General features: G+C 58.9%; 15 protein-coding genes and 1 tRNA gene. 12 read left to right on the top strand and 4 right to left on the bottom strand.

Going from position 1 to position 13,650, the window contains the following annotated elements; translation table 11 throughout:
- Window positions 1-3: 3 nt before the first annotated feature.
- Together J8Z04_RS02800 and J8Z04_RS02795 are read right to left on the bottom strand one after the other, a co-directional pair.
- A complete protein-coding gene (locus tag J8Z04_RS02800) occupies window positions 4-972 on the bottom strand; it encodes an AAA family ATPase (RefSeq protein ID WP_043559934.1) in 969 nt (322 codons plus the stop codon).
- A gap of 127 nt (window positions 973-1,099) precedes the next feature.
- Entirely contained in the window at window positions 1,100-1,708 is a 609-nt protein-coding gene (locus tag J8Z04_RS02795) for a J domain-containing protein (protein WP_043561138.1), read from the bottom strand.
- A 142-nt stretch (window positions 1,709-1,850) separates the two neighbouring features.
- On the opposite strand from J8Z04_RS02795, the gene J8Z04_RS02790 reads away from it, so the two are divergent.
- On the top strand, window positions 1,851-2,132 hold the full coding sequence (locus J8Z04_RS02790) for a BolA family protein (protein WP_227431452.1): 282 nt from the start codon (window positions 1,851-1,853) through the stop codon (window positions 2,130-2,132).
- Window positions 2,129-2,761: a LolA family protein gene (locus J8Z04_RS02785; protein WP_227449710.1), complete on the top strand. Its 633-nt coding sequence runs from the start codon at window positions 2,129-2,131 to the stop codon at window positions 2,759-2,761. Before J8Z04_RS02790 ends, J8Z04_RS02785 begins: the two co-directional genes overlap by 4 nt.
- Here the strand turns inward: J8Z04_RS02785 and lipB are convergent.
- Window positions 2,745-3,437, bottom strand: coding sequence for a lipoyl(octanoyl) transferase LipB (gene lipB / locus J8Z04_RS02780; protein WP_192848248.1), 693 nt, complete (start codon window positions 3,435-3,437; stop codon window positions 2,745-2,747). The two genes, J8Z04_RS02785 and lipB, sit on opposite strands and share 17 nt — an antisense overlap.
- Window positions 3,438-3,529: 92 nt before the next feature.
- Here lipB and J8Z04_RS02775 point away from each other — a divergent pair.
- The 7 genes from J8Z04_RS02775 (at window position 3,530) to J8Z04_RS02745 (ending at window position 9,062) form a co-directional block, all read left to right on the top strand.
- Window positions 3,530-3,615 (top strand) — tRNA-Leu (locus J8Z04_RS02775).
- A gap of 235 nt (window positions 3,616-3,850) precedes the next feature.
- The gene (galU, locus tag J8Z04_RS02770) at window positions 3,851-4,720 is read left to right on the top strand and encodes a UTP--glucose-1-phosphate uridylyltransferase GalU (protein ID WP_043559938.1); all 870 of its coding nucleotides are present in this window, start codon (window positions 3,851-3,853) and stop codon (window positions 4,718-4,720) included.
- 14 nt (window positions 4,721-4,734) lie between these two features.
- Window positions 4,735-6,144, top strand: a complete 1,410-nt coding sequence (gene pgmG / locus J8Z04_RS02765) for a phosphoglucomutase/phosphomannomutase PgmG (protein WP_043559940.1) — start codon at window positions 4,735-4,737, stop codon at window positions 6,142-6,144.
- A gap of 57 nt (window positions 6,145-6,201) precedes the next feature.
- Window positions 6,202-6,951 carry a ComF family protein gene (locus J8Z04_RS02760; protein ID WP_086431446.1) on the top strand — a complete coding sequence of 250 codons (750 nt, stop codon included), beginning with the start codon at window positions 6,202-6,204 and terminating at the stop codon, window positions 6,949-6,951.
- 32 nt (window positions 6,952-6,983) lie between these two features.
- Complete coding sequence (gene grxC / locus J8Z04_RS02755) at window positions 6,984-7,244, top strand: glutaredoxin 3 (protein WP_081563490.1); 261 nt, start codon at window positions 6,984-6,986, stop codon at window positions 7,242-7,244.
- Complete coding sequence (locus tag J8Z04_RS02750; protein ID WP_192848247.1) at window positions 7,222-7,704, top strand: DUF2147 domain-containing protein; 483 nt, start codon at window positions 7,222-7,224, stop codon at window positions 7,702-7,704. Before grxC ends, J8Z04_RS02750 begins: the two co-directional genes overlap by 23 nt.
- A gap of 116 nt (window positions 7,705-7,820) precedes the next feature.
- A complete protein-coding gene (locus J8Z04_RS02745; RefSeq protein WP_212125563.1) occupies window positions 7,821-9,062 on the top strand; it encodes a lactonase family protein in 1,242 nt (413 codons plus the stop codon).
- A 63-nt stretch (window positions 9,063-9,125) separates the two neighbouring features.
- Here the strand turns inward: J8Z04_RS02745 and ubiG are convergent, their stop codons facing one another.
- Window positions 9,126-9,890, bottom strand: a complete 765-nt coding sequence (gene ubiG / locus J8Z04_RS02740; protein ID WP_043559948.1) for a bifunctional 2-polyprenyl-6-hydroxyphenol methylase/3-demethylubiquinol 3-O-methyltransferase UbiG — start codon at window positions 9,888-9,890, stop codon at window positions 9,126-9,128.
- Window positions 9,891-10,017: 127 nt separating this feature from the next.
- On the opposite strand from ubiG, the gene J8Z04_RS02735 reads away from it, so the two are divergent.
- The 3 genes from J8Z04_RS02735 (at window position 10,018) to J8Z04_RS02725 (ending at window position 13,592) form a co-directional block, all read left to right on the top strand.
- On the top strand, window positions 10,018-11,301 hold the full coding sequence (locus J8Z04_RS02735) for an aspartate kinase (protein ID WP_043559949.1): 1,284 nt from the start codon (window positions 10,018-10,020) through the stop codon (window positions 11,299-11,301).
- Window positions 11,298-12,347, top strand: a complete 1,050-nt coding sequence (locus J8Z04_RS02730) for an NAD(P)H-dependent flavin oxidoreductase (protein WP_043559951.1) — start codon at window positions 11,298-11,300, stop codon at window positions 12,345-12,347. The genes J8Z04_RS02735 and J8Z04_RS02730 overlap by 4 nt, the downstream gene beginning before the upstream one ends.
- Before the next feature lie 72 nt (window positions 12,348-12,419).
- A complete protein-coding gene (locus J8Z04_RS02725; protein WP_232086362.1) occupies window positions 12,420-13,592 on the top strand; it encodes a helix-turn-helix domain-containing protein in 1,173 nt (390 codons plus the stop codon).
- The last annotated feature ends 58 nt before the right edge of the window (window positions 13,593-13,650 follow it).

Genomic DNA, 13,650 nt, shown 5'->3' with positions numbered 1-13,650 from the left:
GACTTAACCCAGCGGCGAGGCGTTGAAGCAGCGCTGATAATATTCAGCCACGATGCTGCGTTCGGCTTCATCACATTTGTTGAGGAAACTCAGGCGGAACGCGAAGGGAACATCATTGAAGATCGTGATGTTTTCTGCCCAGGAGAGGACCGTCCGGGGGGAGATGACGGTGGAGATGTCTCCGTTCATGAAACCGGCACGGCTCAGGTCGGCCAGTTCCACCATCTGGCCGATGAGGGTCTCCTCCAGAGCATCGCCCATCTTGGCCTTGATGATGCGGATTTCCTGTTCCTTGGGCAGGTAATTCAGGGAGGTGACAATGTTCCAGCGGTCCATCTGGCCCTGGTTGATCTGCTGGGTGCCGTGATACAGCCCTGTTGTATCGCCCAGCCCGACCGTGTTGGCCGTGGCGAAAAGGCGGAAAGACGGATGTGGGTGGATGACGCGGTTCTGGTCCAGCAGGGTCAGGGCCCCGTTGGCTTCCAGCACGCGCTGGATGACGAACATCACGTCGGGCCGTCCGGCATCATATTCGTCAAAGATCAGGCTGCATGGATTCTGGAGACACCATGGCAGCAGACCTTCACGGAATTCCGTGACCTGCTTGCCATCTTCCAGCGTGATGGCGTCCTTGCCGATGAGGTCGATGCGGGAGATGTGACTATCGAGATTGATGCGGACGCAGGGCCAGTTCAGCCGTGCGGCGATCTGGTCGATATGGGAGGATTTTCCGGTCCCGTGAAAGCCCTGCACCAGAACACGGCGGTTATGCATGAAACCGGCCAGAATGGCCCGGGTCGTATCCCGGTCGAACTGGTAGGCGGAGTCGATCTCGGGGACATGGTCCGTCTTCTGTGACCAGACAGGGACTTCGAGATCAAGGTCGAGCCCAAACAGCTCCCGGGCGGATTTCAGGCTGTCAGGTGTCTGGGGCAGTGTCTCGGAGAGGGACTGTGCTGAAGGGAGAGCCATGACATGATTCCTGTCACTAAGTAGGGTGGTACATGGAAGACCGAATGAGTGTCTATCCTATTAAGGACTCTACAGGTACGATTACACAATCACCCGGTCATGAAAAGATGCAGGGAAGGCAAGGCAGCTATCCGGCTCCGGCTGTTGCCTGCTCAGTGCTGTTGGCAAAATGGTCCCGCAATGTGGCGTAGGCCGTTCCGATGACCTTGAAGCGTTCTTCCGCTCTTGGGTCGTCCCTGTTGGCATCAGGGTGATAACGGCGGGCCAGGACACGGTAGCGGGTCTTGATGATTTCAAGCGTGGTCGGCCATTCAAGATCAAGCTGGGCCAGGGGCTCACGTAGGGCTGGCGGGGCCTGCCGTCTCGTTTCGGTTGCCCGGGAAGGGCGACGGTGCCGGTTCAGGATGTCCAGAGGGTCATGCAGATCATCCAGTGTGAAGGAAGCCCGTGCCGAATCGTTGCCTGGCGTGCCCATCTTCCATGAAGGGCGCTGCCAGGAGGTATCTTCCCGCAGGTGGCGTTCGATCTGCCCTGGCGTCATGCCCCGGTAATAGTCCCAGCTGGCATTGTACTGGCGGACATGCTCCAGGCAGAACCAGTAATAGCTGCGCAGGTTGTCCCGCCCCCGGGGGGCCCGGTACCCTGCCGGCCTGTCACAGTCCGGGTGGTCGCAGCATTGCTGGGGGGCGTCCGGGTCCGGTGCGAAGGCTTTGTGTCTGGATGGTTTGCATTGCATGATGGACGATATGGGGAGAGGTCTGGCATGGATGCAAGCATCCTTTTCCTGGTGGGGAAAGATTCCTGTTATGGGCAGGACAGATGGAACCTGTAACTCCGTGGATGAGCGTGGAAGAAAACCGATGAAAAGAGTCGACCGCATGAGGGCAGTACTGGAGGAGGCCCTGAGCCCGTCCATACTGGAGATACGGGATGACAGTGCACGCCACCGGCATCATGCAGCCATGCGTACCCAGGCCCAGGAAAGCCGGGGGCCGGAGCAGGTGGGCGAGACGCATTATCATCTGCATGTCGTCAGCCGCCGGTTTGACGGGATGAAGACCCTGGCCCGACACAGGCTTGTGAATGACCTGCTGGCTGGAGAGTTCCAGACGGGCCTTCATGCCCTCTCCCTGTCTCTGGAAGGGGAGAGCCAGCCATGAAGCGCATGATGGCAGGCAGCCTGCTGTTCTGGGCCGGCATGGTGGCGGCTCCGTTGGCTGTTTCTGGTCTCACGGGGTGCGCCACATCAGGCTATGATCATCTTGTCACGAATGACAGGCACGATATCCGTCGGGTGGAGACCTATCTCAACGGGTTGTCGTCCCTCCAGGCGTCATTTGTGCAGGATGGCCCGGCCCAGCAGCAGGGGGATGGACATTTCACCTATGTGCCCGGACGGTTCGAGATGGTGTATGAGGTTCCTCATGCCATGAGGGCCGTGGCCCGTGATGGTCGGTTTGTCCTCCGGAATGCTGATAATGGTGCCGTGACGCACCTCTCTCTCAAGCGGAATCCGCTCGGACTTCTGCTCCGTCATCCTGTCAGTTTTGACAGGGATGTTCAGGTGACGAATGTCTCCCGTGGGACAGAATCGCTCCAGCTTTCCGTGGCAGAGGCTGACAATCCTTCCCAGGGGCTGCTGACCCTCCAGTTTTCTGACGTGCGTGGCCATCTGACCCTTGTTGGCATACAGGGGGTGGATGCCCGTCACCATCATTTTGGTCTCTCCCTGTTCGACGTGCAGGAGAACCAGCCTGTTTCCGAAAGCAGCTTCAGTCTGCCGGAGTAGCAGCTGGATGGATCACAGGGCCGAACAGGGCCGTCCAGCTTTTCAGCAGGGCCCTGTCGGCATCTTCCATCTGTAGGGCTGGGTTGAAGCGTTGCAGGCTGGTCACGCCATAGTCCCGGATGCCGCAGGGGATGATCCCGTCAAAGTCACTGAGTCGTGGCGAGACATTCAGTGAAATTCCGTGCCAGCTGACCCAGCGTGTGACACGGATTCCCAGAGCGGCGATCTTGGTTTCCAGCCCGCTTTCCCTATCGAAACACCAGACGCCGATACGGCCTTCCCGGGTGAAGGCGTCAATTCCCAGCTCCTGAAGGCTCATGATGAGCCAGCGTTCCAGCAGCTGGACGAAGGCCCGTATGTCCCGTGCGGGGAGGGGGGCGTGCGGCTGCGTGAGGTCCAGCATGACATAGGCGATGCGTTGTCCGGGACCGTGATAGGTCCACTGGCCACCCCGTCCGGCTTCGAACGTTGGATAGCCCTGAGAGTTGATGAGGTCTTCAGCCTTGGCAGAGGTCCCGGCGGTATAGAGGGGGGGGTGTTCTGTCAGCCAGATACGTTGGGGGGCCTGCTGATGGTGGATGGCCTCCACCTGCTGGCGCATGAAGGACAGGGCTTCGGGATATGGGCAGGTTTTTTTATCCGCCTGCCAGATAATTTCTTTATAAAACCGTGTCATGACCATTGCCCTCCCTGTTTTGATGGGCTATAGGCCATTTCACCGAAGCGGTCACGCCTCAGACGAGGGAAAACGGGACTGCTGATCACGGAGCGGCCGTGGCGGAATGGTAGACGCGCAAGCTTGAGGTGCTTGTGGGGGAAACCCCGTGGAAGTTCGAGTCTTCTCGGCCGCACCATATTTCTTCTGCAATTTGAGGATATGGTCCGTAACATGGGTTCCACCGTGTTACGTCTTTTTCATGAAAAACTGATTGTTGGCATCGGGATGGCCCCTGTATCGAAGATGTACTTTAGGTTACATCTTGCGTGGCGGCCTGTTTACCTGTGAGCAGCCGCCTTATGCCGAGATTGATGGATGAGTGCTCTGTCGGATGATGGAAGGCAGGGCAGACAGACCGAGAGAGAGCTGAGATGATCAAGCCATTGAAAAAAGCCGTTCTGCCTGTTGCAGGTCTGGGGACACGCTTCCTGCCAGCAACAAAGGCCATGCCAAAAGAAATGCTGCCCGTCGTGGACAAACCACTTATCCAGTACGCTATTGATGAGGCCCGTGCTGCCGGCATTGAGGAGTTCTGTCTGGTTACGGCCCGTGGCAAGGACAATCTGATTGATTATTTTGATATTGCCTACGAGCTTGAAAGTACCCTGAAAGAGCGGAAAAAGACGTCCGCCATCAAGGCTCTGGAAAGCAGCAGTGTGGAGGCTGGTTCACTGGTGGCTGTGCGCCAGCAGAATCCTCTGGGGCTTGGTCATGCCATCTGGTGCGCCCGCAACTTCATCGGGAATGACCCGTTCGCCATTCTTCTGCCGGATGATATCGTTCAGGGTGGGCGCAGCTGTGTGGCCCAGCTGGCTGATGTCTACCATCAGACAGGGGGAAATGTGGTTGCTGTGGATGAGGTCCCCCGGGAGTGGACGGACCGCTACGGTATTCTGAAAATTGGCGAGGATGATGGGCGCAAGGTTGAGGTCAAGGGACTGGTTGAAAAGCCCGCTCCGGCAGATGCTCCTTCCAATCTTGCCATCATTGGCCGGTATGTCCTGACAGCTGACGTGCTCAAGCCACTGTCCGCTCTGAAAACCGGCGTGGGTGGTGAAGTGCAGCTGACGGATGCCATGGCCGAGATGATCGGCAAGGTGCCGTTCCATGGTCTGCGTTATGAAGGCACGCGGTTTGACTGTGGCAGCAAGCTGGGCTTCCTCGAGGCTCAGGTTGCTCTGGCGCTCCAGCGTGAAGACCTGGAAGATGACGTGCGTGCCTTCCTGAAGAAATATGCCTGAGAGGATGTGAGCTCATGACGGGATTCAAGCATCATTTTGAGCCGACCAGCCTGCGGGAATACGACATTCGCGGCATTGTGGGGAAAACCCTTCATGCCGAGGATGCCTATGCGCTGGGCCGTGTTTTTGCGAGCATGATCCGCCGGGACGGTGGGAGCGTGGTGACGGTGGGTTATGATGGCCGCCTGTCATCGCCGGAACTGGAGGAGGCACTGGTCCGTGGTGCCGTGGATTCCGGTGTGACGGTGCGCCGTGTCGGGCGTGGGCCGACCCCGATGCTGTATTATGCGGCTGTCACGGGGGAGTCTGACGGTGCCATCATGGTGACGGGCAGCCACAATCCACCGGATCATAACGGCTTCAAGATGATGCTGAAGGGCAAGCCGTTTTTTGGCGAGCAGATCCGTGAGGTTGGCCGTCTGGCCGCAGCGGGTGACGTCGTGCCCAAGGCAGAAGGGAAGGTCGAGACGATTGATCCTTCTGAAGCCTATATTGAGCGTCTTCTCAAGGATTATGACGGGGAGCGGCCGCTGAAGGTCGTGTGGGACAATGGCAACTCCGCTGCTGGTGAGGTGCTGACCCGCCTGGTGAAGAAGCTGCCTGGTGAGCATACGGTCCTGTACCCTGAAATTGATGGGACCTTTCCAAATCATCATCCAGACCCGACCGTCGAGGGGAACCTGCAGGATCTGATCAGGACCGTCCGTGAGAAAAAAGCGGATATTGGCGTGGCCTTTGATGGCGATGCCGACCGGGTTGGCGTCGTGGATGGCAAGGGAGAGATTCTCTGGGGGGATCAGATTCTCGTTCTGCTGGCCCGTGACGTGCTGAAGAAACACCCGGGAGCGACCATTATTGCAGACGTCAAGGCCAGTCAGGTGCTGTTTGATGAAGTCGGCAAGGCTGGTGGTGAGCCTCTGATGTGGCGGACCGGGCATTCCCTCATCAAGAGCAAGATGGCCGAGACGTCGTCCCCTCTGGCGGGTGAGATGTCCGGGCATATCTTTTTTGCCGATAAGTGGTATGGATTCGATGATGCCCTCTATGGGGCGATCCGTGTTCTTGGGATCGTCGCCCGTCTGCCCGGCACTCTGGCAGACATGCGGGAGGCCCTGCCACAGATGGTCAACACGCCGGAGCTGCGCTTCCCTTGCGATGACACCCGCAAGTTTGATGTCATCAAGGAAGTGGCCGAGCGCCTGAAGAAGGAAGGGGCTGATGTGTCTTCCGTGGATGGCGTGCGTGTGAATACGCCTGATGGCTGGTGGCTGCTTCGTGCTTCCAATACGCAGGCGGTTCTTGTCGGGCGTATTGAGGCGCAGTCTCATGAGGGGCTGGCTCGCCTGAAGAAGGCGTTTGTCAGTCAGCTGGAGGCCTCTGGGCTTCAGGCGCCGGATTTTGACGCTGCCGCTGCCGGACACTGAGACCTCGGGGGAAGCACCGCCATCTCGTTTCTGAGGATGGCGGTGCTCTGAGAAAAGGTGGACTGGCTTTGCAGAAGTAAATGGCTTGGGCGGAATGTGCTGGACTGGCTCATTCCGCCCAATTGCGTTTCATGCGGGGAGGAAGTGGCATCGGGTGGTGGCTTTCTGTGTGGGCGCTGTTTTGCTGGGCTCCGGTTTGTCCATTCTCCCTTCTGTGATGCCTGTGCCCTGCCCATCACGCAGGAGGAGATGGCCGAGCGTGGGATGCTTTGTGCAGACTGTGAAAGGTCTCCACCGCCATGGCACAGGGCACGGGCGGCTTTTCTGTATGAAGGACAGGCCCGCAGCCTTGTCATGGGACTGAAATATGGAAGCCGGACAGAACATGCTGCAGCTCTGGCCCATTTCATGGCCCGGGCAGGGGGGGACCTGATAGGACCGGATGTGGTGCTTGTGCCTGTTCCTGTGCATCGTGGGCGTTTGTGGCAGCGTGGATATAATCAGGCGGCCCTGATGGCCATGGCCCTTGCCCGACGGGAAGGGCTTGCCTGTTATCCAGATGCGCTGCAACGGCGGTTCAGGACTGCATCTCTCGCAGGGCTCTCCCGGCAGGGGCGGCGGAGGCAGATGGCGGGAGCTGTCACGCTGCGGCCCCGTTACTGGAGTTTGCTGCGTGGGCGCCGGGTCGTGCTGGTTGATGATATCCTGACAACAGGGGCTACGGCAGAGGTCTGTGTAAAAGCATTGCTTGAGCATGGCTGCCTTTCCGTGGATATTCTTGTGGCAGCCCGGGTGACACTGGCATGACATCCGGCTTTGAGACCAGAAAGGATTGTTACATGCCAAAAGTTGAAATCTACACGCAGCCAGGGTGCCCTTACTGTGTCCGGGCCATCAGCCTGCTTCAGTCCAAGGATGTTCCCTTTGAGGAAATCCATGCCCCTCGTGGTTCTGCGGAGCGGGAAACAGCCCGGGAACGTTCAGGAGGAGGGACGACAGTGCCGCAGATTTTCATTGGCGGCAAAGCGGTAGGAGGGTGCAGTGAGCTCATGCAGCTGGAGCAGGATGGACAGCTTGATGCCTTGCTGGGCCGCGGCTAGGGCGTTGTTCGCCGCTGTTCTTGTTCTTGCTGGGGGTGTGATGGTCACGGTATCCCGTGCGCAGGCTCAGGCGGCATCCAGTCTGGTCGGGACATGGCTGGTAGAGGAAAAAGACGGCATTTTCAGTATTGCGCCCTGTCCGTCGGCTGCCAGCCGTCTCTGCGGCTGGCTGGTGGGCATGGATTATACGGAGGCCGAGCCGGAAAAGGATGTCTGGGGACGTTCGGAATGTGGGCTCGAGATCATCAGCAACATGAAGCGCCGCAAGAATGGACAGTGGCATGGGACGATTCTGGACCCGAGGAGCGGGCGGACCTACCAGGCGATCATGTGGCAGGGGAAGGGAGATACTCTCAAGCTGCGTGGCTATGTAGGGCTGAGTCTGTTTGGTGAAACGCAGACATGGAGCCGCATTGCGGCCCCGGTGATCGGCAGGCAGTGCCGCATGAAGATAAACTGATTGATTTTCCAGTCATTTTTCTTCCTATGATGAATGGCTCTTATGGAGAGAGGCCTTTTTTGGTAGCGTTGGCCCGTTCTTCCCGTAGGGGCAAAGTTGAAGGAGAGTAATACGTTATGTCACAGAGTCTTTCCCGGCGCCGGTTTACTCTGGCGCTTGCTGGATTCGGGGCCGCCACGGCCCTGTCGCCTCTGCGGGCAGCTCAGGCCCAGAAGGGGCCGTTGCCCCGTATCCTGTGCTTTGTTGGTGGTTATACGGAGCATGGTCCTCCGGGGGGAGCTGGTAACGGCAAGGGAATCTCTGTCTTCGAGATGGACCGTGATACCGGGTTTCTGACACCGGTTGCCACGTTCATGGACATTCCCAGCCCATCCTTCATTACGTTGAGCCGCAACCGGAAGTTCCTGTACGCTCTCAGCGAGATCAATGATTACGACAAGGCTGGCAGTGGCTCTGTGACGGCATTCTCCGTGGATACCCGCAATGGGACACTGGCCAAGATCAACACTGTCAGCTCCGGTGGTGCTGTCCCGGCCCATCTGAGTGTCCATCCATCCGGGAAGTATCTGCTCGTTGCCAATTACATGGGTGGCAGTGTGGCTGTCCTGCCCATCCATGCTGATGGGTCACTGGGCAAGGCTACGGATGTGGTCCACAATAGCGGGCCGAAGCAGCCGGAACGGGCGGCAGACAATCCGGAAGGCAATTTTGCCGTTTCCGATCATTCCAGTGCCCATCCGCACATGATTGCGACCGATCCGAGCGGTGCGTTCGTTCTGGTGGATGATGCTGGGCTGGACCGTGTCTATGTCTGGAAGCTGGACCTGGCCACAGGCAAGCTCATCCCGGCACAGAAGCCGTTCTACGACATGGAACCGGGTTCTGCTCCCCGTCACTTCGTGTTCGATCATTCGGGCCGTGTGCTGTACAACCTCTGTGAGCAGAACTCCAAGGTCGTGGTGTCCAAGTTTGATCCGCAGACAGGCGCCATCACGCAGATTCAGTCCGTCAGCACCGTGACCTCCCACTTCCGCGGGTCCACGCTGGCTGCGGAAATCCTGATCGCTGAGAGCGGGCGGTTTGTCTATGTTTCCAACCGTCTGGGTGACTCCCTGGCGGTCTTCTCCGTTGGCATGGATGGCACGCTGACGCTGGAGGATGAGGTCTGGATGCATGCCGACTATGGCCGTGCCATGATGTTCGACCCGAGCGGCTCATTCCTGTTCTGTGCCAACCAGCGCTCTGACTCCGTCACGGCTTTCCGTGTGGATCGTGAGACCGGCAAGCCTGTCTTCATGAACCACTTTACCGCCGTCGGCAGCCCGACGACGTTTGCCTTCATGGTGGCGGATTCCTGAGAGGTCTCTTCCCTCGTGAAGTAGAAAAGGCGCCCGTTTGTGGCGCCTTTTCTTTTGGTAGTGTCAGTCTTTCTGGAAGAGGGCGATGTAATTGATGCTGGTATCGTGGCTCTCCTGCCAGTGTGGCGGCCGGAAGGACAGCCCCTTGAGGTCCAGCAGGCGTAGCCCGACCTGCCGGGCCATGCTGTCCAGTTCTGTCGGACGGATGAATTTTTTCCAGTCATGGGTACCGACAGGGAGAAGGCGCAGCACATATTCCGCCCCCAGCTTGGCCATGAGGAATGAGCGCAGACTGCGGTCCATGGTGGAAATGGCGACATACCCGCCCGGCTTTGCCAGGCCTGATAGCAGGGAGAGAAAGACTTGCGGGTCCCGTACATGTTCAATGATCTCCAGGGCAGAGATCACGTCAAATTGCCGACCTTCCTCAAGAAGGGTTTCGGCACTGCTGCATAGATAGTGCAGGGGGGCGGCCTGCGGCGGCAGGGGGTGAAGGGCGACGTGTGCCCGGGCGGCCTGTATGCCGTCTTCGCTGGCATCAACGCCCAGAGTATCAAAACCAAGCGTGGCGAAGCGCTCACTCGCCAGTCCGGCACCGCAGCCAATATCCAGCAGGGTTGGCAGTTCGGGGAGATGGAAAAGCGAGGCAGGCAGATGCCGGACAATCCAGGAGGTGCGCAGAGGGTTCATGGCATGGAGCGGGGCCATGGGTCCTTTCGGGTTCCACCAGTCTTTGGCCAGTGCACTGAACTGAATTATTTCATCATTGATAACAGATGATGTTCCGTTACCTGCTCCGTTGGATGATGATGGTGATGAAACAGACATTCTTGGCGGTCCTCCCGGCTTTCATGGTGCTTTTCTGCCATGTTGTGGCTAGACGCGAAAGGGCAGGAGAGCTATGTGGAACGGATATTTATGTGATGCTAGCCTTATTGTTGGAGCTTTCTCCCCGATGTCCATACACGACTGTTCGGATGATGTAACACGGTCTGCGCCCCGCACGGTCGTGATGAAATTTGGCGGGACGTCCGTCAAGGATCTGGAGCGCATCCGCATCGTGGCTGAGAAGGTCCGGAAGGAGAGAGCCAGAGGACAGCGCATTGCGGTTGTCGTCTCTGCCATGTCGGGCGTGACCAACCAGATGGTGGATTATTGCCGCTCGCTGGATGCACAGGCTGATCCGGCGGAATATGACGCTGTTGTGGCGTCTGGCGAGCAGGTGACGAGCGGTCTGCTTGCCATTGCTTTGGGGGCGCTGGGTGTGCCGGCCCGTTCTTTCCAGGGGTGGCAGATTCCCTTGCTGACGGATGAAGCCCATGGCTGCGCCGCCATCGAGGATGTAGATGGGCGTGCCCTGCGGGAATGCATGGATGAAGGTATCGTGCCCGTGATCGCCGGGTTCCAGGGAGTGGATGCCAGAGGCCGTATTGCAACACTGGGCCGTGGTGGCTCCGATACGTCCGCCGTTGCGCTGGCGGCTGCCATCAGGGCGGACCAGTGTGATATCTATACGGATGTGGATGGCATTTACACGACCGACCCAAGGATTGTTAAGCAGGCCCGCCGTCTCGAGCGGATCACTTATGAGGAAATGCTGGAGCTGGCATCCGTAGGTGCCAAGGTTCTCCAGACCCGCAGCGTGGGGCTGGCCATGCGGGAAAAGGTGCATGTGCGTGTCCTGTCCTCTTTTGTGGAGACGGATGACAGCAGCGGAACCATTGTAGTGGATGAGGACGAAAGCGTGGAAAAGAAGCTGGTGACCGGTATTGCGTATTCCATGGATGATGCGAAGATCACCATCCGACAGGTACCTGACGAGCCGGGCATTGCGGCAAGAATCTTCGAACCTCTTTCCGCTGCAGGGCTGAATGTGGACATGATCGTCCAGAGCATCGGTGCGGATCGCAGCACGAACATGACTTTCACGGTCAGCAAGGGGGATGAGAGCCGGGCCTGCCAGATTTTGGAGGCAATGCGTGCCGAGATCGGTTTTGGCGGGTTGAGCACATCCCAGAATGTCGTGAAGATCAGCGTGGTCGGCGTGGGGATGCGGTCCAATACGGGCGTGGCCACCACCATGTTCCGGACACTCGCCGAGAAAGGGATCAACATTCAGGTCATTTCCACCAGCGAGATCAAGATTTCCGTTCTGATCGATGCAGAATATATGGAGCTGGCCATGCGGGCGCTGCACACCGCCTATGGGCTTGATGCCTCCGAGGGAGCACAGGCATGAGCGGGGAAGCAAACGCACGCGAGACGCTGGACCAGCTCTGGAAACCGGGATGTGATTTCCTGGGCAGTCGGTATGCCATTCTGGGCGGGGCCATGTCCTGGGTCAGTGAACGGAATCTGGTATCGGCCATTTCCAACGCAGGCGGCTTTGGTGTGATTGCCTGCGGTGCGATGGAGCCAGAGCGGCTTGAGGAAGAGATCGTTGCCACGCAGGCGCTGACAGACAAGCCTTTTGGCGTCAATCTCATCACCATGCATCCGAAGCTGGATGCGCTGGTGGATGTCTGTCTGGCCCACAAGGTGACCCACGTCGTGCTGGCTGGTGGTGTTCCGACCGGTGCGACCATCCGCCGGGTGCGGGATGGCGGCGCCAGGGTCATGGGGTTTGCTCCGGCGCTGGCTCTGGGCAAGCGGCTCGTGAAGCTGGGGATTGAGGCTCTGGTCATTGAGGGATCCGAGGCGGGCGGTCATGTCGGCCCGGTTTCCCTGAATGTTCTGGCGCAGGAAATCCTGCCCAACATCACGGAAGTGCCCGTTTTCGTTGCGGGTGGCCTTGGCCGTGGTGATGCCGTCCTGTCCTATCTGGAGCAGGGGGCAGCCGGTGGCCAGTTCGGGACAGTGTTTGCAGCCTCCCGGGAAAGCATCGCCCATGAGCGTTTCAAGGAGGCCTTCCGTCGGGGTAATGCCCGTGATGCCGTGATGTCCGTGCAGCTGGATGAGCGCTTTCCTGTCATTCCCGTGCGTGGCTTGGCCAATGCAGCTACGCGCCATTTCATGACCCATCAGGCGGATGTGATCGAGCGTTTTCGCAAAGGAGAGATCGAGCGGGAAGCTGCCCAGCTGGAAATCGAACATTTCTGGGCTGGGGCTCTGCGCCGTGCCGTCATTGAAGGTGACGTGGAAAACGGATCCATGATGGCCGGGCAGTCTGTCGGCATGGTCAAGGAGATCCGCCCGGTAGCGGATATCATCACCACGCTGGTGGATCAGGCTGTAGAAGCCCTCCAGAAGCGTGAGAAACGCCTCCATGCGGCGGTTGCACGGTAACGGCAGGATACTGGACAGACAGCGCTGTGTTCGGACTGGAGCTCTGGTCAGATGAGGAAGAGGGGTGACGTGATGGACGATAAAGCAAGGCAGAATATGGCCGGTCAGTCATCGGCCACTCTGGGAGCTCGCCTGATGGCCCGACGCAAAGAGTTGGGCTGGAGGCTTGAGGATGTCGAGGCTTACCTGAAGGTAAGGCTTGCAACACTTCAGGCCATTGAAGGCGGGCGTTATGCCGAGCTGCCAGACAAGGTCTATGCCCTTGGTTTCATCAAGAGCTATGCCCGTCTCCTGGGGATGGAGAGCGAGGAGTTCATGCAGCAGGCCAGGCAGGAGCTGTCGTCTCTTGCGCCGCCACGTCAGAGTGTCCATCTGGTTCTTCCCGGCCCCCAGGAAGGACGTTCAGCCGGTCTCTGGGTGTTGTTGGCTGTTGGTCTGGTGGTGATCGCCGGGGGATATGCCGGGTGGTATCACTTCTCTTCCCATGGGCAGCTGGCTTCGTCCGTTCTGCCGTCCCATCTGGCAGAGACTGGTGAAACGCCAGCGGCTGCGGTACCGCCTGTTGCCACACAGCCGACTGTTCCGTCTCCAGCAGCCGGGCAGTCTGCCACGGCGCAGCCCACAGCACCGGTTCTGTCTTCTGGTGCCCAAGGGGCGGCCACGGGGGCAGGGGATACTCCGAAAGATACGCCTGATCTGCCGCCAGCGCCGGAGGCTGTTTCTCCTGCTGCTACGGCCATGCCTTCTACTGTTGATGCAGCGGGTAATGAGGTGCCCCGCAATGAGGGTGATCACCAGGCCGGTTCGTCTTCTGGTGACAGTGTGACGGGGAATGCCCCGTCTGCCATGGAGACATCGAAGGCCCAGTCCCCGCAGCCGACGCCAGCGCAGCAGGCTCCTGCTCCGAGTCAGGAAGCAGCTGACAGAGTTGCAATACTGGCCCGGGAAGACAGCTGGGTGCAGGTTACGGATGCCTCTGGCAAGGTTCTGCTGGTTCGTGTGCTGAAGAAGGGAGAGAGCTGGCAGGGGACTGCTGGTGAAACCTATCGTGTGACGAGCGGCAATGCCGGGGGTGTTGTTTTTCAGGCGGGGAATGTTGTAAGCGCTCCCCTAGGGCTGCGTGGCAGGGTTGTCCGTAACGTGACGGTCGATGCAGCATCTGTGGAGCAGGGCCATTATGGTTACGGTTCCCTGGCCACCGGGGCCGGTGAGGTGCCGGGACCGGTGGACAAGCGCAGCCAATAAAATTCTGTGACCGTCCATGAGGCGGCCACGTTTATCATGGGTCAGTCCAGTCAGGACC

This window comes from Bombella apis, from assembly GCF_018221685.1.
Classification (GTDB): Bacteria; Pseudomonadota; Alphaproteobacteria; order Acetobacterales; family Acetobacteraceae; genus Bombella; species Bombella apis.
Note: the sequence above shows the minus strand (reverse complement) of the source record. Positions and strands in the feature narration are given on the sequence as shown.